This is a genomic window from Ferrovibrio sp. (assembly GCF_002796975.1).
Classification (GTDB): Bacteria; Pseudomonadota; Alphaproteobacteria; order Ferrovibrionales; family Ferrovibrionaceae; genus Ferrovibrio.
Genome location: NZ_PEKV01000005.1, coordinates 90,184 through 108,656 on the forward strand (window position 1 = coordinate 90,184; position 18,473 = coordinate 108,656).

The window sequence follows — 18,473 nt, forward strand, 5'->3', positions numbered from 1 at the left end:
GGGTTCCCCCGGTTGTGGTTGTTATTTCAGGATGAAGAAGAAGGTGATGACGGCGGCCCAATTCAGACTGGTGAGGACTGCTTGAGCGATCAGTTGGGACTTGGTTTTGCTTTGCAGCGTGCCAAGTGCTTCCGACTGTTGAGCCACACCATTCAGCACGCTGCGGACTGCACCATCGAGCAAGGCATCGCGCAGTTTGTTGGCGGACTGCGTTACGGACTCCACCACACCAACCACGGCCCGCTCGAAGCTTTCATTCTGAGCCTTGCGATGTGCTTCCAGAGACCGCGCCAGGTCACCCATGAATGCGGTGTGTAGCGTCACAGACATGAGAATGGGATCGTCCTCACCGACTGCCACGCCATGCTCTGCGAGAAGCATGGTGCGAACTTCCTGCTTGGATATCGGTTCAAAGGCAGCTTGGTCCGTCATGGCTCCGCCCCCACGGTTGTGCCTTGCGCGTCCAGGCGCGACAGGAAGTCATCGATGTTCGGCCATGAGCCCTTGCCGTAGGCGACTTGGACTTTGCGGAGGAGGCCGACGGCTTCCATTGTCGTCGATAGGCTATACATCGAGAGCTGTTGATCGATGGCCCTCCTGCTGGCCGGGCTCAAAGCCGCCAGGGAGAGATCCTTGAACTTGGATGGATCGCTCATTGCTGGCTTTCCTGTCACGAGAGGTTCGCGGCGGCGATCTGGCCGTCGATGGTCCGCCATGTCATCGCGAGCCGCTGCTTGGCCATCACTGTGAAGCCAGCCGCCTCTTTGACTTCCTTGAACGTCAGTTTTTGGCGCAGCATCTGGTCCATATCAGCGCCGAAGGTTTCCTTGCGGACCTCGGGAATGCGGATCAGGGCTTGGATCTGTTCCTGGTTGTCGCGGAACAGTTTGCTGTCCTCGAACTTCTTTCCGTCGCGCTCGACGCGGCCGAAGAATTCGTTCAGCCAAACAACGACAGGGACGGTTTTGAAGTGATCCAGGAGGGAGGCAAGGCCATCCATGGTGTCGGTCTGGGCCTGACCGCCAGTGAGAACCGAATGGATGACCAGCTGCAGGCCATGCTCTTTAAAGAAGCCAGCAACGTCGTTCTCGAACATATAGGCGCAGAGCGGAACGAAGGTCGCAGCGCCGTTGTCAACGATGAAAGTGGCATCGTCCTTGGCGTTGATGATCGCTTCGATCAGCTGGTCAAATAGGCGCTGATCGATGTTGCCGTCTCGCATCAGCTCAAGGCGTATGGCTCCGAAGTCTTTGTAGCCGGCATAGGTCTGATTTACCGGATCCGTGTCGTAGCAGATCGGAGCCAGGCCCTTAGCCAGGAAGTGCTGAGTGATCAGGGAGGCGACAAGGCTTTTGCCGACGCCGCCCTTCCCCTGCAGGATCAGATGAACTTGCTTCATAACCTGTCGTCTCCTTGGTTGGCGTTTGCTGTTTGTCGTCACCAGTGGTCCCCACCTGACTTGAGGCCCTTGAACTTCAGAACCTCGGGTTCCTGTCCTGCCCCTACCGGCCGCCTCGTGGGACTGGCCTGGGCAGGTTCAGCCGGTCGAACCGGCATTGAGGGCGAATCGATGCGAACCGCAGCCGGGATGGCAGCAGCGGGTTGAGCAGGATTCGATTGTGGGGTGGTGGTTGACTGGGTTGGCTTGGGGGCAGCCGCAAGCCAAGCCAGGACTTCGGGAGTGAGTTCTATCGGTGTCCTGGCCTGTTGAGGCTCGGCCAGGCACTCATCCCGAATAACCGCCGCGTGACGGAAGAAGGTGCTCTCGCCTACAGTGAGGCGGCCCGCAGCACAGAGAATTTTGTAGGCCTCGACAAGCGTGGCCCCATTCTTAATGAGGGTTGCAATCTCTGGCTTAAGCGCAAAAATCTCGCGCTTCGCCTTCCCCCAAGACAGACTGCCCATAACCGGTCACCCGAATAAACGATTGACCGGAAAGCACGAATCGTGATCTACCTAAATGGCAGCGGAGGGTGTTAATCAATCTTCCCGCTTAGAGAAGACCGAGAATCACCTTGGCTCCCGCAACCAAATCAAAAGCCCCGCCAGGTTCGCCTGTGCGGGGCTTTTTTTGTTGATTGTGCCCTATTGGGCCGCCGCCGCGGGGAATGCTGCCCGCGCTAAACCGTCTTTACGTATTGGCAGACTAGGATCGTGGCCGTCTTGCTGGACAACCAGTCCAGCGAATGCCGATCGCTCCAAACTTCGGAGAGTGCCGTGTTGGGGCGGTCATGCATTAGGACGCGCAGGCTGCAGTAACCGTAATCGACCATCTTGAGGCCAACCGATTCGCCGAGGGCTCTCATGTCCTTCAGCGTATGGGCGTTGTGCAGAATGTCTTTCTTGTAGGGTTTGTATGGCCGGACCAGTAAGCGATCGATCAGGCGCGCCAGACCATTGAGCGGCTTCTTGCTGCGATTGTCGCCATTGGGGACCGCGACGATTACCGTGCCCTCCGGCTTGGTGATGCGGACCAGTTCGCGCATATGGGGCAGCGGGTCGTCATAGTATTCGATGACGGCGATATCGAGGGTGAGATCGGCCGAGGCATCCGGCTGCGGGATCTGCTCCGCGTCGCCGACTTCGAATTTATGGGTCGGATAAAGGCGGCTGCTATGCTTCACCATCTCCGGGGAGATGTCGTAGCCGATATAGGTCTGCGGATCGAAGAGCTGGCAATACTCGCCCGTGCCTGAGCCGACATCCACCACCGTCTTCGGCGAAAGGCCCGCGACCATGCGTTCGACGACGCGATACCGGATCGCGTAGGGATGCTGTTTGATTCGCAGATGCCAGGTCGGGGCGTAGGAATCGAAGTGTTCAGTTACGGTCTGCTTGCCGCTCATAATGCACCATCTAGATAGAAAGGGGTGTAGTAAGTTTTGCCGGGATTGCGGAAATAGATCTCGCAAAGTTCGAGATAGCTTTTTGCCGGAACCACGAAGAACGCCTCCGCGTAGCAGGGCGACTTCGATCCAGGAAGAAAGCGGGACATGAAGGCGTTAAGGCCTAGAATATAATGCGCCCAGTCGCGCCGCTGCATCTGGCTGGTATAGCACCGCATAGCCGAAGCTTTATGCTTGATCGTCTCGGTGATGTCGATCACCACGTTCGGCGGCAGCGTCGTATAAACCTGATAACCCCAGATTTCCACGCCTTCGGGATCAAACAGACCCTCCTGCCACATCCTGAGGAGCAGTTCGGAGACGCGCCGATGGTCGTCATGGTCGTCGAGCAGGAAGGGCAGGAAGATACAGTCCGGGCCGATTCGCTTCAGGGCTGCAGCGCAAGTCTCCAACGATGGCCTGTCTAGCGCGATCCTGTTCAGCTCGAATTTCAGAAAATCCGTGTCGAAGCCGATCCGCTCCGCCACCTGCCGCGCTTCGCTTTCCATCTGGTCGGCCGGCTTTCCAGTCGTCACGTAGATGGTGGAAACCGGGATACGCGCGGCAATGCTTTTTACCAGCGTGCCGCCGGCACCGAGGACTTCGTCGTCGGGGTGCGGCGCAAGCACGGCGATCCGCTTAGCCTGCGGATGATCCATGATGACCGGCTGCAGATTCCGGCTGAAACGCATAGTTCCCAGTAGTGGGGCGGCGGCGTGAAGATCGTCGAGGCCAGTCCAGTCCTTGATGAAGAACTTGTAGGCCTGCCGCGTCTGGAAGTGGCGATCTATACGCTGTGCAAGATTGCGAAGCGAGACCAAAGCCTGCCTCCACGCCAGCGTGTTTCCCCACGACGAACCAAGCAGCCAGCTTTCATTTCGCGACGGCGAGGATGGTCGCCACGATCCGGTCCTGGGTCGCCTCGTCGAGGTAAGGATGCATTGGCAGGCTGATCACCTTCTGCGCCAGCTTCTCGGAAACCGGCAGCCCGTTTCCAACCACAGGATACTGCTTATAACCCTGCTGCAGGTGCAGGGGGATGGGGTAATAGATCGCGGTCGGGATTTTTTCGGTCGCGCAAGCCTTTGCGATCGCGTCGCGATTCTCGAGTAGCAGGGTATATTGCGCCCAGACCGATGTGGCGCCCTGACGCAGTTGTGGCACACTGAAGGTCTGCCGCAGCAGATCGTTGTAGCGTTGCGCGATGCGCATGCGGGCCACGATCTCATCGGCGAAGATATCGAGTTTCTCCAGCAGAATCGCCGCTTGCAGCGTATCCAAGCGTGAATTCATACCCAGCCGAACGTTGTCGTATTTGTCCTGGCCCTTGCCGTGGAACCGTAGCGAGCGCAGCAGGTCCGCCTGTGCGTCGTCATCGGTAAATACCGCGCCGCCGTCGCCGTAGCAGCCCAGCGGCTTGGCCGGGAAAAAGCTGGTCGTTGTATATTTTCCGAAGGTGCCTGTTTTCCTGCCATGCAACTCCGCGCCGAATGACTGCGCGGCATCTGACAGGACGACCAGATCATGTTTCGAGGCGATGTCCAGCAGGGCGTCATAATCGGCCGGCTGGCCGAACAGATCGACCGGGATCACCATGCGCGGCTTCAGGCCCTTGGCCTTCGCGCCGGCGATCGCCTGCTCAAGGCTGCTGGGGCTGATGCAGAAATCATCTTCGTTCACATCGACGAAATAGGGTGTGGCGCCGGTCCCGGGAATCACTTCGGCGGTCGCGACGAAGGTGAATGCGGGCACGAAGACTGCGTCACCGGGACCGATCTTTTCCGCCATCAAAACCAGTTCCAGCGCATCGGTACCATTGGCGCAGGTAACGGTATGGCGCGCGCCGCAGAAGGCAGACAGCCGTTTTTCGAGCTCAGTGACTTCGGGGCCGAGAATGAAACCGCTGTGATCGACCACGCGGGCCATGGCCTGCTCGATGCGGGTGCCAAGCCGCCGGCGTTGCGCCTTGAGATCGATGAAATCGATGCGACTCACGTCGGAGAACCCTCTGCTGCTTCTGGATGCCGGCAAACCATGCGTCGAATGCAGGCGGCGCCACGCTCAAAACATCTAGTTACCTACCGGAGCTTGCGGTTTCGCACAATGTTTCCAGGTTTGATATCGTGGTCATGTGAAGCTTGGCGGACCGGTGTTTTCACAGCATTGCTCGGCGCTGGATCGGATCCTGCGTGCGCTGCGACGACCATCACTGGCGGCCTTGCCCGCCACGGCCCTCGGATGCTATCGGCTTGTTGTCGAGGCGGAGCAATATTCGAACAAAGAGGCAACCATGGCATGGCAGGTAGAGCCGGCTGAAAATGACGGGCGACACGCTGCGGGCTTCATGCATAAGGCCCTCGGCGATCTGGGCGGCATCGCTCCGGGAGATAGCCGGGTTCTGGATTTCGGCTGCGGCGGCGGAGAACTTGTCGAACGGTTGTGTGCCATGGGCTGGGACGTTTTCGGCTGCGATATGGGGGAGTACTGGCTGGAGAGCAAGGAACTGGCTGCCGGTCGCTGCGCCGTCATTCAGCCGACGCCATATCGCCTGCCATTCCCGGATCAGCATTTCGATATCGTCATCAGCACCTCAGTGCTGGAGCATGCACTCAATAAGGAAGAAGTCTTCCGCGAGATTTTCCGCGTGCTGCGGCCGGGTGGCAGCATGCTCCATCTGCTGCCGGGCAAATGGTACCTGCCGACCGAGCCGCATATCTTCGTGCCGCTGGTGAGCTGGCTCTGGCCCTACGTCCCGCAATGGTGGTTGTCCATGTGGGCAATCTTGGGGGTGCGGAACTCGTTCCAGGCCGGGCTGGACTGGCGCGAGACGGCGAATCGGAATCGCCGCTACATGGACCAGCGACTCAGCTACTGGACGCGCCGCAGTCTTCGCCGTACGGTTGAGCATATTTTTGGGAACTGCTCGTTTCCAGATAGGTATCTGGTCGACTGGGCGGATGGCGGCCTCGCCCGCTTAGCGAGGCGGCTGCCCTTCCGGGACGTAAGTGCTTGGATCAGTGGTAATTTCAGAATGGGCCTGTTGTTTGCCCGCCGGCCCTGATCCAGTCCAGTCTCAGGTCTTCACATTGCCGTTCAGCTTGACCTTAAGCGCCCATTATCGCTACTGTTCAGGCCGTGAACGTGCAGTGGTCGGCGAGAGTTCCTCACTAGCGGATGCTGTCTGCCCTCCTTGGCGCGGCGGTCAATCCTTTCAGGCGCGGCAGTGTCTTTTCATGCCGGCCGACCCTCCCGGGTGCGGCCGGTCTGCTCTCCCGGCTGCGGTGTGGCCTCTGGTTGGGGACGGTCCCACCCGGAGTGCGGTAGCATGATGAATCATCCAGCGGAAAAGATGTCACAAAACGCAATGCGATTGGCCGTAGTTGGCTGCGGCTACTGGGGCAAGAATCTGGTCCGCAATTTCGCTGCTCTGGGCGTGCTTGCTGGCGTGTGCGATGCCAATGCCGAACAGGCGGCGGCCATGGCCGCCCAGTTCAACGCCATGACAATGGATTTCGACACGCTGCTCGGCAATGCGGAAATCCAGGCGGTCGTCATTGCCGCGCCGGCGGCGATGCATTATCGGCTGGCGCGCCAGGCACTGACGGCCGGCAAGCATGTTTTTGTCGAGAAGCCGCTCGCGCTGAATGTCGATGAAGCGATGGAACTTTGCCGCCTGGCCGAAAACCACCGACTCATCCTGATGGTCGGGCACCTGCTGCACTATCATCCGGCGTTCCTGCGTCTGAAGCAGCTTGTTGCCGATGGTGGCATCGGGCGACTGCAGTATCTCTACTCCAATCGCCTCAATCTCGGGAAAGTGCGCCGGGAGGAGAATGCGCTTTGGAGTTTTGCGCCGCATGATATTTCGATGATTCTGGCGTTAGTCGGTAGCGAGCCGGATGACGTGACAGCAGTTGGCGGCGCGTATCTGAACCGGCAGGTTGCCGATGTGACGACCAGTCATCTCAGCTTCCCCGGCGGCGAGCGTGCGCATGTCTTCGTGTCTTGGCTGCATCCGTTCAAGGAGCAGAAGCTGGTCGTAGTCGGCGAGCGTGGCATGGCTGTGTTCGACGATGGCGAGCCCTGGGATCGCAAGCTGTTGCTCTATCCGCACGAGATACAGTGGAAAGACGGTGTTCCGGTGCCGAACAAGGCCACGGGGCAGCCGATTCCGCTGGATGAGAGTGAACCCCTGAAGCTGGAATGCCAGCATTTCATCGATTGCATTTGCACATCTTCGCCACCGCGCACCGATGGCTGGGAAGGGGTGCGGGTGCTGAAGGTGTTGCAACGCGCACAAATGGCCATGGACAAACCAGTCAGGACGACCAACCAGCCCGTTTTCCCCGGCGCCACCGTCCACGAGAGCGCCTATGTCGACCAGCCGACTACCATCGGCGATGGCACGAAGATCTGGCATTTCAGCCACATTCTTGGCCACACGGATATCGGCCGCAACTGCGTGATCGGCCAGAATGTGACGATCGGCCCGCACGTGGTGGTCGGCAACAACTGCAAGATCCAGAACAATGTCTCGATTTACAAGGGCGTCCGGCTGGAGGATGGCGTGTTCTGCGGGCCTTCCTGCGTATTCACTAACGTGAACAATCCCCGTGCCGAGATCGAGCGCAAGGATGAATTCCGACAGACCCTAGTGAAGCGTGGGGCTACCATAGGCGCCAACGCCACAGTCGTTTGTGGGCACACGCTCGGCGAATACTGCTTCATCGCTGCCGGTGCCGTCGTCACTTCCGATGTTCCGCCTCATGCGCTGATGGCCGGCGTGCCGGCGCGGCAGATCGGCTGGATGTCCCATGATGGTGAGAAGCTCGGTCCAGACATGACCTGCCCCCGCAGCGGCCGGTGCTACAGGGAAGCGGCGGGACGCCTAGAAGAAGTTGCAGCGCAGGCGAGCTGATAGCCGATCTTTTCGCCCGAGCATCGAAAACAATCCATCCTGGAAAAGAAGACTTAAAAGTGACAAAGAATCTTAGCTTCGCCGCAGATGCGGATTGGCACCAGCTTGATGGGAGCTCCATTGTCATTACCGGCGGGACGGGGTCGTTCGGCCGCCGCTTCGTGCGCAAATTGCTGGAAAAGGCCTCTCCGCGCCGTGTCGCCATCCTGTCGCGGGATGAGCTTAAGCAATATGAAATGGCCCAGGATTTTTCGACGCACCAGAAGTTCGACATCCTGCGCTTCCTGATCGGGGATGTACGCGACGCCGACCGGTTGGAGATGGCGTTTCGCGATGTCGATCATGTCATCCACGCGGCGGCACTCAAGCATGTGCCGATTGCCGAATACAATCCGTTCGAATGCGTTCACACCAATGTACTGGGCGCCGAAAATATCGTGCGGGCGGCGATCCGTAACGAAGTGAAGACCGTCGTTGCGCTGTCCACCGACAAAGCCGCTAACCCGATCAACCTGTACGGCGCATCGAAGCTTGCCTCTGACAAGATCTTCGTTGCCGGCAACAGCATGAGTGGCTCGGCACGGACACGGTTCAGCGTGGTCCGCTACGGCAATGTCATAGGCTCCCGCGGCAGCGTTGTTCCGCTCTTCAGGAGGCTGCTGGAACAGGGTGTCGAAGCGCTGCCGATTACAGATGCGCGCATGACGCGTTTCTGGATCACGTTGGGTCAGGGCGTCGATTTTGTGGCTTCAAGCCTTGCCCATATGCGCGGGGGTGAAATTTTCGTCCCCAAAATCCCCAGCATGAAGATCGTTGATCTGGCCGAGGTAATGGCGCCGGGCCGCCCGCAGAAGATTGTTGGCATCCGTCCGGGCGAGAAGCTGCATGAAGTCATGATCACTGAGGATGATTCGCGCAATACGGTGGAGTTGAAGGATCGTTATGTGCTTCAGCCGGCTTTTCCGAACTGGGGCACCTGGCGGGATTACACTGAGACCGGAGCGGAAAGGGTGGCGGATGGTTTCCGCTATGCAAGCGACAACAATACGCAATGGCTGGATCCTGCCGACCTCAGTCGGTGGCTGGACGCGGACTAATCGGATCGTTGCGGCTGTTGCGGTGACGGCATGACGGCGCCCGGAAGCTTTCTTCCCTATGGCCACCAGAGTATCGACGATGATGACGTCGCTGCGGTGGTTGCGGCTTTGCGGGGCGAATTCCTTACCGGTGGCCCCACGGTGGTGTCATTCGAGCAGGCCTTGTGCGCCGCCACCGGAGCCCGGCATGCCGTCGTCTGCTCTAGCGGTACGGCTGGCCTGCATCTGGCGGCGCTGGCGCTCGGTCTTGGCGAGGGCGATGTTGTCATTGTTCCCAGCCTAACCTTCCTCGCGACCGCCAATGCGGCCCGATACGTGGGGGCAGAGGTCGTGTTCTCGGATGTCGATCCCGAAACGGGCCTAATGCGGGTGCAGGATCTCGATGATGCCCTGGTGCAGGCGGCTTCCGGCGGCCGGCGAGTGAAGGCTGTTTTCCCGGTGCACCTGAACGGTCAGCCGGCAGACCCGGCCGGCATTCACGACCTTGCCCGGCGGCATGGCCTGAGCATTGTCGAAGATGCCAGCCACGCTTTGGGCACGCGTTATGGCAACGGGGCCCATTCAGTCGGCGCCTGCAGCCATGCCGATGCCACGGTGTTTTCATTCCATCCGGTGAAGACGGCGACCATGGCAGAAGGCGGCGCGGTGACCGTTTCCGCCCCGGTGCTGAAAGAGCGGCTCGCACGATTCCGCAATCATGGAATGATCCGCGAGCCGGAAGCCTTCACCGAACTGGAGCAGGCTTTGGATGCCAGCGGGCAGGCCCATCCCTGGTATTATGAAATGCCCGAGATCGGCTTCAACTACCGCGCCACCGATCTACAATGCGCCCTTGGTCTGCGGCAGATGGCAAAGCTCGATGGCTTCCTAGCCCGCCGCCGGGCGCTTGTGGCGCGCTATGATGTACTGCTGGCGGATATGGCGCCGCTGCTGCGCCCCGTCGGCCGCGTCGCTGGCGCGGAGGCGGGCTGGCATCTGTATGTCGTGCATATCCGCTTCGACCAGCTGGGCCGTGATCGGGCGACGGTCATGAAGCAGCTGCGCGCCGAGGGGATCGGCACCCAGGTTCACTATCTGCCGGTGCATCGCCAGCCCTATTATCGCAAACGCTATGGCCGGATTTCCCTGCCGGGTGCCGATGCCTATTACGACCAGGCCCTGAGCCTGCCGCTGTATCCAGACATGACCGAGGCCGACCAGGATCGCGTGGTCTCCGCATTGAGCAGGCTTGTCTCCTGATGGTTGACCTGTCGGCCGCTTACGAGGGTGTGGAAGGCGTGGCGAATTTCCCGACCGAGGAAGCGCTGCGGAACTATCGGGCCATGGCGCTGGAGCGATCGGTACAGCAGGCCGATTTCATCGGCCGCCGCTTTTCCGGGGCAGGCAGTGTTGCGGAAGCCTGCTGCGGCAATGGCCGGTTGCTGATTGCCCTGGCCGATCGCATGCAGCGGCTGCAGGGATTCGATCTGGCAGCCAGCCGCATCGATTTTGCCAGGCAGTGGGTTGAGGCCGCCGGCTGCAAGAATGTCGATGTTTGGCGTGACGATATGCTGGAACCCTCGCGCCGTCCGGCTCCGGCCGATCTGGGCATCTGTATCACCGGGGCCTTTGCCTATTTCGGAGCGCTGTCCGGCGAGCATGAGCGCAGGGCTGTCGCAAGTTTGGGCGCGATGGTCCGGCCCGGCGGCGGATTGCTGCTCGAACTCTACCAGCATCCGGCGACCATTGCACATTGCCTGGCGGAACCTGACGGCCGCTGGCAGCGTTGGAGCGAGCTCGCAGCAGAAGACCCGTTCCGCTTCTCGTTGTCTGCCTTCGCTTACGACCGGCAGCGCGGTGTCCTGCGCCATGAAAAGAAGTTTATCGCCCGCAATGGCAGTGTCGATGAAGGCCGCGTTGAGGCATTACGGATTTACTCGCCTGAAACACTCGACGGACTGCTGGCGCCATGGTTCGACCAGCCGGAGTGGTATGGCGACTGGGCTGGCAATGCGTTTGCGCCTGACAGCAAGCACATGATCGTCAGCTTCAGGCGTCGGGCGGACTGATGGACGTCACGGTCGGAATTGTCGGGCTTGGCTCGATCGGCATCCGGCATGCGCGGAACTTCCTGTCGGCCGGCGCGCAGGTGATGGGCTGGGATCCGCGGCCGGAAAGTCGCCTCGCCCTTGCCGCGCTGGGCGGTGAGGTGGTCGATGCGCGCTCTGTGGTTTTCGACCGGGCCGATGCCATCGTGGTGGCATCGCCCAGCCGCTTTCATCATGCTGATCTGATCGAAGCGATCCGGCGCGGCCTGCATGTCTTTGTCGAGAAACCTCTGGCCCATACCGAGACTGACCTGGCTGCGGTCTTCACCGTGGCCGATCAGAGCGGTACCATTGTCTTTGCCGCGCTCAACATGCGGTATCATCCGGCGGTCTCCGCTGCCCGTGCGCTGTTCGACAGGCTGGGTGAGCCACTATGGGCCCGCGGCATCTGCGCCTCGTATCTGCCGGAATGGCGGCCGGGCAGTGATTACCTCAGCAATTACGCGGCGGATGCATCGACCGGCGGCGTCATCTTCGACCTGACCCATGAGTTTGACCTGCTGAACCACCTGCTCGGTCCTGCCGAGGTGGTTGCAGCGGCGGCGCAGAACAGCGGCCTGCTTGGCATCGAAAGCGAAGACTGCGCCGATGTCATTCTTCGCCATGGCAGGCGGATTCAGTCCAGCCTGCACCTCGATTACATCACGCGCCCACGGCTGCGTGTGACGGAAGTCGGGTTTACCGAAGGCTTGCTGCGGATCGACATCCGCAACCGGCGTCTCGATGCCTGGGCTGCGGATGGCAGCGTGATGGCGAAGCAGATGTTTGGTGGCAGTGTCGATGACGATTATCGCGGGGAAGCGGCGAATTTTCTTGCTTGCCTGCGTGGCGAGCAGCGCCCTGCCTGCGATGGCTGGGAGGCACTGGGCGTCCTGCGCCAGGTTCTGGCAGCACGCCGGATGTGTGGCCTGAAAGAGGAGGCGTGCCTGTGAGTCGCATCATTGCAGAAGTTGCCCAGGGGTATGAGGGCCGCCTCGACCTGTGCCGCCTATATATCAAGGCCGCGGCGAAGGCTCGTGCCAATGCCGTGAAGTTCCAGATTGTGTATGCGGACGACATCGCGCAGCCCGACTACCAGTATTATGATTGGTACCGGCAACTCGAGATGCCGGTCGAGGCATGGCAGGAGGTGCGCCGGTTGGCCAGTGTGGCCGGGATACCGCTGTTCACCGATGTATCCGGCGACCGTGCATTGGCTATGGCCCGCACGATCAGGCCGGACGGCCTGAAATTTCATTCGTCGAATTTCTTCAATCGCCGCTTGATGCGGCAGGCCTTCGACATCGTGCCGCATGTGTTCATTTCGATTGGCGGCATAGAGGAAGATGAGATCGGCGGCCTGCTTGCCGATATCCGGCAATGGCAGGCCGGGGAGCGCATCACCCTACTTTACGGCTTCCAGTCGGAGCCGACGCCGGTTGAGCTCAGTGGGCTGGCCAGGTTGCCGGTTCTGAAGCAGCGTTTCGGTGTGCCTGTCGGTTTCCTGGATCATGTCGATGGTGCATCCCCAGATCGCATGGCCGTCAGCACCATGGCGGTCGCACTGGGAGCCGACTGGATAGAGAAGCATCTGACAATCAGTCGCCATCTAGAAATCGAAGACTACGTCTCGGCGCTGGAGCCGGACGAATTCACCGACTATGTCGGGCAGATGCGACGCCTCCAGCAGGCTCTGGGCTCCACCGCACTTCAATTGACCGATGGCGAGCGGGCATACCGGCACAAGGCGATCAAGAAAGTCCTTGCGCTGCGCGATCTGGCAGCAGGCCATGTCCTCGGTGAAGGGGATATCGAACTGAAGCGGACCGAAAATGTGCCGCCAGGCCAAGGTCTGAACGATCCCGCGCTGGCGATTGGGCGCCATCTGGGCCGAGCCGTTGCGGCGGGCAGCGCGATCCTGAAGGCGGATATCCGATGAGACGGCTGATTGCAGCGCTGGCCTGCCGCAATGCCGGCAGTCGCCTCTATGGCAAACCGATGCAGAACCTGCTCGCGGGCAAAACGATCCTCGACCAGATTCTCGACACCATTGCCCGGCTGCCGCAGATCGAGATGCCCGTGCTGGGAATATCGGAAGGCACCGAGAATCAGGTCTTTGTCGAGGTGGCGCGGGGACGTGGCATTCCCTACATCGTCGGCAGCGAGGTGGATGTGCTGGCCAGACTGATCGCCTGCGCCGAAGCGGCCAACGGAACCGACGTCTTCCGCGTGACGACGGAATGCCCCTTCCTGTATTCCGAACCGGTTGAACGGGCTTGGCACGACCACCAGCGCTACGGCAACGATATCACGGCGACCGACGGACTGCCGGAAGGTACCCATTTCGAGATTTTCACCCTTGAGGCATTGCGGCGGTCGCATCGGAACGGGACCAGCGAACATCGCAGCGAGAACTGCTCGCGCTATGCGCGGCAGAATTTCAAGGACTTCCGGGTTCAGGCCATTCTACCCGAGGCGGAATGCGCACGCATGGACCTGCGGCTGACCGTCGATTATCCAGAAGACCTTGTGGTGTGCCGCAGGATCTATGAGGCGCTGCAGGATAGGGCGCCGCTGATCCCCCTGCGCGACATTGTCCACTTTCTCGATTCACGCCCGGATCTGACCGCGCTGCTCGCGCCTTACACCAAACCAAAACGCCTGTGGGACGGGAATTATCCGTGATGACGACCGAAGACAGGGGACGCAATGAAATGACACGGCTGCAGTTCGAGAAGTCGAAGGCTTTCGGACGCCGGATCGAACAGTTGATTCCTGGCGGCAGCCACACCTATTCCCGTGGTCGCGACCGTTTCCCTGCTGAATCGCCTAACGGCATCGTGCGCGGCAAGGGTCCGCGCATCTGGGATGCGGACGGCAATTGCCTTGTCGATTGGGCCATGGGGCTGACGGCCGTTTCGCTCGGTCACGCCGATGATGCGGTCGATCGTGCCGTTTGTGCCGCCATCAAGGATGGCGTGATCTTCCAGCGGTCGTCGCAGCTTGAACTGGTTGCGGCAGAAGCTTTTCTGTCTCTGACGGGTACGGACATGGTGAAGTTCGCCCGGCACGGGTCCGCTGTGACGACGGCGGCCGTCAAGCTGGCGCGTGGCTTCACGCGCCGAGCTGGTGTGGCAGTGCCTAAGGAACATCCGTTCTTTTCCTACGACGACTGGTTTATCGGCACGACAGCCTGCGATTTCGGCATTCCAGACGAGGCGAAGCTGCACACCTGGCAGTTTTCCTACGGTGACGTCGCGTCGCTGCATGACGTGTTCCGCGCCCATCCTGGCGAGATCGCCTGCGTGATCATGGAGCCGGTGAAATTCGAGCCGCCGCCGGACGGTTATCTGCAGGAGGTCCGGGCGCTTTGCCATCGCGAAGGCGCGCTGTTTATCCTCGATGAGATGGTGACCGGCCTGAAACTCGGCGTGCCTGGTGCCGCCGCTACGCTGAAGGCAGAGGCAGACCTCTACACATACGGCAAGGGCATCGCCAATGGGTATGCCAATGCTGCCCTGACCGGTCGGGGCGACGTCATGAGCATTGGCGGTCTGGAACCGGCGGGTGCGCCCAAGTTGTTCCTGCTGTCGACGACGCATGGCGGGGAGTCGGTCGGCCTAGCCGCCACCATCGCCACTCTACAACGGTTCGCCGACGGCATGATCGTGCGCCAGACTGCGCAGACGGGTGAACTGCTGCGCGACCGCCTGCAGTCGGTGATCCGTCGCCATGGGCTCGATGCACATCTGCGAATCTACGGCTATCCGGCGCTGATGGCCCTTGAAGTGCGTGGCCCGGACGGCAGGCCCAATGCGGCCTTCCAGACGCTGTTCCTGCAGGAGGTCATCGCGCATGGCGTTCTGCTGCAGGGCATCTTCGTGCCGACCCCAAGTCATGGCGAGGCCGAGATTGCCGCTACCGAGCAGGCTTTTGATGCGGCCTGTCCGGTTCTGGCCCAGGCCTTGGCGCAGAACACTACCGATGGCCTGCTGATCGGCCCGCCAATGCGGCCGGTATTCCGAAAGCACCTGTGACGCACCAAGCCGTATTCCGCTGCGATGCCTCGCCTGCCATCGGCGGCGGGCATGTCATGCGCTGTCTTGCTCTGGCGAACGCATTGGCAGAGGCCGGCTGGCAATCGACTTTCGCCACCTGTGCCAGCAGCACAGGCGTATTGCCGGCTATCAGCCAGTCCGGTCATGAAATACGGGTTGTTAATGTCGCGGCATCCCAAGCTGCGCAGGCGGATGAAATCGCGGCGTGGTATCCAGATGGCATCGCTCTTCTGGTGGCAGACCATTATGGACTGTCGGCCGGGTTCGAGCATGCCGGCAGATCCTGGGCGAAAGAAATCCTGGTGATCGATGAGTTGGCAGACCGAGAGCATGATTGCGACATGCTGCTGGCGCCGGTTCCAGGGTGCCGGCCGGAAGATTACAGGGGCAGAGTGCCGGACGAGTGCCGGTATCTTACCGGTGCTGAATACGCGCTCTTGCGACCGCAATTCGCCCGCGCGCGGCAGACCGCCCGCAGCCGGCGTTCTGACAGGCACGACGCCGGCAGGATTCTGGTCAGTTTCGGTGCGGCGGACGGCAGGCGGATGACCCCGCGCGTGCTGTCGGCGTTGGCCGATGCGGGATACCGGGCTCCAGTAACCGTGATTGTCGGGGCCAGTGCCGAGAGTGCTTCGGTGCTCACCGAGATGGCGCCGCGCCTGCCCTATCCCATATCAGTACTGCATGATGTCGATGACATGGCGGCGCAGATGACTGCGGCCGACATTGCAATAATGGCGGCAGGCTCCTCTCTGCTCGAGGCGGCCAGCTTGGGCTTGCCGGTGGTCGCCGTGGTGACGGCCGACAACCAGCAAAGGCAGGGGGCAGCGATCCATGAGGCTGGTGCGATCCGGTTGGCGGGCGACTGGAATAGTCTCGACCTACCCGCTCTCGCCGACATGGCGCTGGGGCTACTGCGGGATCCGTCGACGCTGCAGTGCATGAGTGAAAACGGCATGCGTCTCTGTAACGGCCGTGGCGCAAGCCGGGCGGCACTTGCGATCAGCCCGCCACGCGATAATGCCGGGAACGGCATCGGACTGCGTCCGGCAAGTTTCAACGATGCCGAGCTTATGTTCCGCTGGCAGACGACGCCAGGAGCACGGAAGTGGATGCGCAATTCGGCCGCGCCGAGCTATGCCGAGCACATGGCCTGGTGGCAGCGCCGGTTGCAGATGATCGATCTGGACCTTTATATCGTCGAGGCTCCCAAGCCGGTTGGCTATGTCCGGGTGGATGGGATGGCGGATGGACGGCACGAAGTTTCCATCATGATCGATCCTGATCATGCAGGACGGGGCGTGGGGACCGCAGCGTTGCGTGCATTGCGCAGGCTGCTGCCGGAACTACCGCTTCATGCCGAGATTCGTCCGGGAAATCTGGCCTCGGCGAGCATTTTTGCCAAAGCGGGTTACCGGCAGGATGGCGGCAACGGCTGGTATCGCAGCGATCCTATTGCGGCAGGAAGCGGCGATGCTAGGACTACGCCATGATGAAGGCCATGCTGAAGCGGCGTATCGCGGAGCGCTTGGCGCAGTACAATCGGATTGTCATCTGGGGAGCCGGTAGTGCCGGACTGCTGGCCTTGGGGCTGCTGCCGCGGGACCGGATTATATATGCGGTCGATAGTTTCAGTTCCGCGCGTGATCTGGATGGCAAGCCGGTCGAGCGGCCCGAGCGGCTGCGGGAAGAACATCCCGATACCCTGGTGATGATCGCCTCGATCGCCGACAAGGAGATCGGCAGCTGGATGGATGAGAACGGCGTCGTCTGCGTGCGCATGGATTTCTATGGGCTGCTGGTCGAAGTAGTCGATCCTGCTTCGATGAAGGATCTGCTGGCTGCGGACCTGTTGGCGAACTGGCACGGCAGTCTGGTGGAAACATTGATCCGGCGACCGCAGATATTGGTCAATCTGTCGTATCGCGTCAGCCATAGCTTGCTGCGATCGCGGTCGCTGCCGGGCCGGATTGCGGCGACATTGTCACGGCTATGGCATGCTTCCAACTGCGCCTATTTCGGCATCGATATTCCGGCGGAAGTCAGCGCTGGTCCTGGCCTGGTATTTGCCCATTGCGGCGCCATCGTCGTTCACCGCCGGGTCACGCTAGGCAGCTTCTGCACCCTGTACCAAGGAACCACCCTAGGAGCTAACCGGCGCGGCGCAGTGCCTCGTCTGGGCGGGCGGGTGATCGTATGGGCCGGTGCGGTGGTGGTGGGTGACTGCATCCTCGGTGACCGCACCGAAGTCGGGGCCAACAGTACCGTGCTGGGGCCGTTTGAAGTGAATCACGCAATCATTGCCGGCACGCCGGCACGGGTGTTGCGCCAGTTTTCGCATCCGGCGGCCGGCGAAAAAGCAGAGGATCGTAATGAGCGCTAAGCCGATGAGGACTGTCTTGGTCACGGGCGCGGGCGGGCCGGGCTATCCGGCCATATACAAGGCCCTGCACAGCTCGACGCGGTTCAGCTATCGTATCATCGGCGCAGAACTGAATCCGCTGGCTGGAAATCTTTATCGGTCCGACTGGGTTGATGCTGCCTATCAAGTTCCCCCCACTCTTGCGTCGGACTATTTCGACTGCATCTTGGATGTAATCCGCCGCGAAGGTGTGACCTTCTGGTACAGTGCGGTCGATGAGGAACTGCCGATCATCGCCGCCAATGCAGCGCGCCTGGCCGAAGCCGGCTGTGGAATGCTGTTGCCGCCCCCGGAGGCGCTGGAGGCCTCCTTCGACAAGGGGGTGACCACCCGTATGCTGAGCGGCAAGGTACCGATGCCGCGCACCCTGCTGTCCTCGGAAGTTGCGCTTGAGGATGCCTGGACGCAGCTGGGCGCGCCGATGGTGGTCAAGGCCTGCCGTACGCGCGGCAACAGGCATAACTATCGTGCCCACTCGCTCGACGAGTTGAAGATCCAGGTGGCGGCCCTCGAAAGTGCTGGGCTGGACTTCCTGTACCAGGAACAGGTCGATGGCGAAGAATTCAACGTTTCGCTGATGATGGATGCAAATGGCAATCCGCTGTTTTCTGTCGCGCGCCAGAAGATCGATCCGCCGCGGACCCGTGCCAACACTTTCTGCGGGATCATCCGGCGCGACGCGGTCATGGAAGGCCATGCTGTTGCTGTAGCGCGGGAGATGAAGTTGTTCCCAGGTATGAACAATGTCGAATTCCTGCGCCGCCGTGGTGGCGAGCCCATGGTGATAGATGTCAATGGCGGCCGGCACGCCGCCCAAGATTTCAACATCATTGCCTCGGGCGTTAATTTCCCAGAGATGCTGATCGACATGGCGCAGGGCCTGCCAGTCTCCGCTCCAGATCCATCCCGCTTTCGGGAGGGTACGATGACGGTCAAGTTCGTCGATGACATGGCCATCCACATCGATGATCTGCGTGCGTTCTGTCATGGTTTCGATCTAAAGGTGGAAGAGTGATGTTGCATTATC

General features: G+C 60.8%; 18 protein-coding genes. 12 read left to right on the plus strand and 6 right to left on the minus strand.

Translation table 11 applies throughout. The annotated features are described in order from the left end of the window. Positions 1–21: 21 nt before the first annotated feature. The 6 genes from CTR53_RS05395 to CTR53_RS05420 all read right to left on the minus strand — a co-directional run bounded on the left by CTR53_RS05395 (position 22) and on the right by CTR53_RS05420 (position 4,880). The gene (locus CTR53_RS05395; RefSeq protein ID WP_290809770.1) at positions 22–432 is read right to left on the minus strand and encodes a hypothetical protein; all 411 of its coding nucleotides are present in this window, start codon (positions 430–432) and stop codon (positions 22–24) included. Beyond that, a complete protein-coding gene (locus CTR53_RS05400) occupies positions 429–656 on the minus strand; it encodes a hypothetical protein (protein ID WP_290809771.1) in 228 nt (75 codons plus the stop codon). The genes CTR53_RS05395 and CTR53_RS05400 overlap by 4 nt, the downstream gene beginning before the upstream one ends. A 14-nt stretch (positions 657–670) precedes the next feature. After that, positions 671–1,399: a conjugal transfer protein TraL gene (locus CTR53_RS05405; protein ID WP_290809772.1), complete on the minus strand. Its 729-nt coding sequence runs from the start codon at positions 1,397–1,399 to the stop codon at positions 671–673. Between the two features lie 721 nt (positions 1,400–2,120). Further along, a complete protein-coding gene (locus CTR53_RS05410) occupies positions 2,121–2,846 on the minus strand; it encodes a class I SAM-dependent methyltransferase (protein WP_290809773.1) in 726 nt (241 codons plus the stop codon). Continuing rightward, the gene (locus tag CTR53_RS05415) at positions 2,843–3,706 is read right to left on the minus strand and encodes a PIG-L family deacetylase (protein ID WP_290809774.1); all 864 of its coding nucleotides are present in this window, start codon (positions 3,704–3,706) and stop codon (positions 2,843–2,845) included. The genes CTR53_RS05410 and CTR53_RS05415 overlap by 4 nt, the downstream gene beginning before the upstream one ends. Before the next feature lie 52 nt (positions 3,707–3,758). Then, a complete protein-coding gene (locus CTR53_RS05420) occupies positions 3,759–4,880 on the minus strand; it encodes a DegT/DnrJ/EryC1/StrS aminotransferase family protein (RefSeq protein ID WP_290809775.1) in 1,122 nt (373 codons plus the stop codon). Positions 4,881–5,016: 136 nt separating this feature from the next. Here CTR53_RS05420 and CTR53_RS05425 point away from each other — a divergent pair, with 136 nt between their 5' ends. The 12 genes from CTR53_RS05425 (at position 5,017) to CTR53_RS05480 (ending at position 18,461) form a co-directional block, all read left to right on the plus strand. Continuing rightward, complete coding sequence (locus CTR53_RS05425) at positions 5,017–5,946, plus strand: class I SAM-dependent methyltransferase (RefSeq protein WP_290809776.1); 930 nt, start codon at positions 5,017–5,019, stop codon at positions 5,944–5,946. A 264-nt stretch (positions 5,947–6,210) separates the two neighbouring features. Beyond that, on the plus strand, positions 6,211–7,803 hold the full coding sequence (locus CTR53_RS05430) for a Gfo/Idh/MocA family oxidoreductase (protein ID WP_290809777.1): 1,593 nt from the start codon (positions 6,211–6,213) through the stop codon (positions 7,801–7,803). Positions 7,804–7,862: 59 nt separating this feature from the next. Further along, positions 7,863–8,900 carry a UDP-N-acetylglucosamine 4,6-dehydratase (inverting) gene (gene pseB, locus CTR53_RS05435; RefSeq protein ID WP_290809778.1) on the plus strand — a complete coding sequence of 346 codons (1,038 nt, stop codon included), beginning with the start codon at positions 7,863–7,865 and terminating at the stop codon, positions 8,898–8,900. Between the two features lie 30 nt (positions 8,901–8,930). Beyond that, positions 8,931–10,139 carry a UDP-4-amino-4,6-dideoxy-N-acetyl-beta-L-altrosamine transaminase gene (gene pseC / locus CTR53_RS05440; protein ID WP_290809779.1) on the plus strand — a complete coding sequence of 403 codons (1,209 nt, stop codon included), beginning with the start codon at positions 8,931–8,933 and terminating at the stop codon, positions 10,137–10,139. Continuing rightward, on the plus strand, positions 10,139–10,948 hold the full coding sequence (locus CTR53_RS05445; RefSeq protein WP_290809780.1) for a class I SAM-dependent methyltransferase: 810 nt from the start codon (positions 10,139–10,141) through the stop codon (positions 10,946–10,948). Before pseC ends, CTR53_RS05445 begins: the two co-directional genes overlap by 1 nt. Further along, the gene (locus CTR53_RS05450; RefSeq protein ID WP_290809781.1) at positions 10,948–11,919 is read left to right on the plus strand and encodes a Gfo/Idh/MocA family oxidoreductase; all 972 of its coding nucleotides are present in this window, start codon (positions 10,948–10,950) and stop codon (positions 11,917–11,919) included. Before CTR53_RS05445 ends, CTR53_RS05450 begins: the two co-directional genes overlap by 1 nt. Beyond that, the gene (locus CTR53_RS05455) at positions 11,916–12,905 is read left to right on the plus strand and encodes an N-acetylneuraminate synthase family protein (protein ID WP_290809783.1); all 990 of its coding nucleotides are present in this window, start codon (positions 11,916–11,918) and stop codon (positions 12,903–12,905) included. Before CTR53_RS05450 ends, CTR53_RS05455 begins: the two co-directional genes overlap by 4 nt. Further along, positions 12,902–13,651, plus strand: a complete 750-nt coding sequence (locus CTR53_RS05460; protein ID WP_290809785.1) for a hypothetical protein — start codon at positions 12,902–12,904, stop codon at positions 13,649–13,651. Before CTR53_RS05455 ends, CTR53_RS05460 begins: the two co-directional genes overlap by 4 nt. Continuing rightward, complete coding sequence (locus tag CTR53_RS05465) at positions 13,651–15,003, plus strand: glutamate-1-semialdehyde 2,1-aminomutase (protein WP_290809787.1); 1,353 nt, start codon at positions 13,651–13,653, stop codon at positions 15,001–15,003. Before CTR53_RS05460 ends, CTR53_RS05465 begins: the two co-directional genes overlap by 1 nt. Then, complete coding sequence (pseG, locus tag CTR53_RS05470) at positions 15,000–16,517, plus strand: UDP-2,4-diacetamido-2,4,6-trideoxy-beta-L-altropyranose hydrolase (protein WP_290809789.1); 1,518 nt, start codon at positions 15,000–15,002, stop codon at positions 16,515–16,517. The genes CTR53_RS05465 and pseG overlap by 4 nt, the downstream gene beginning before the upstream one ends. After that, positions 16,514–17,407: a hypothetical protein gene (locus tag CTR53_RS05475; RefSeq protein WP_290809791.1), complete on the plus strand. Its 894-nt coding sequence runs from the start codon at positions 16,514–16,516 to the stop codon at positions 17,405–17,407. Before pseG ends, CTR53_RS05475 begins: the two co-directional genes overlap by 4 nt. Next, positions 17,397–18,461, plus strand: a complete 1,065-nt coding sequence (locus CTR53_RS05480; protein WP_290809793.1) for an ATP-grasp domain-containing protein — start codon at positions 17,397–17,399, stop codon at positions 18,459–18,461. The genes CTR53_RS05475 and CTR53_RS05480 overlap by 11 nt, the downstream gene beginning before the upstream one ends. Positions 18,462–18,473: the final 12 nt, after the last annotated feature.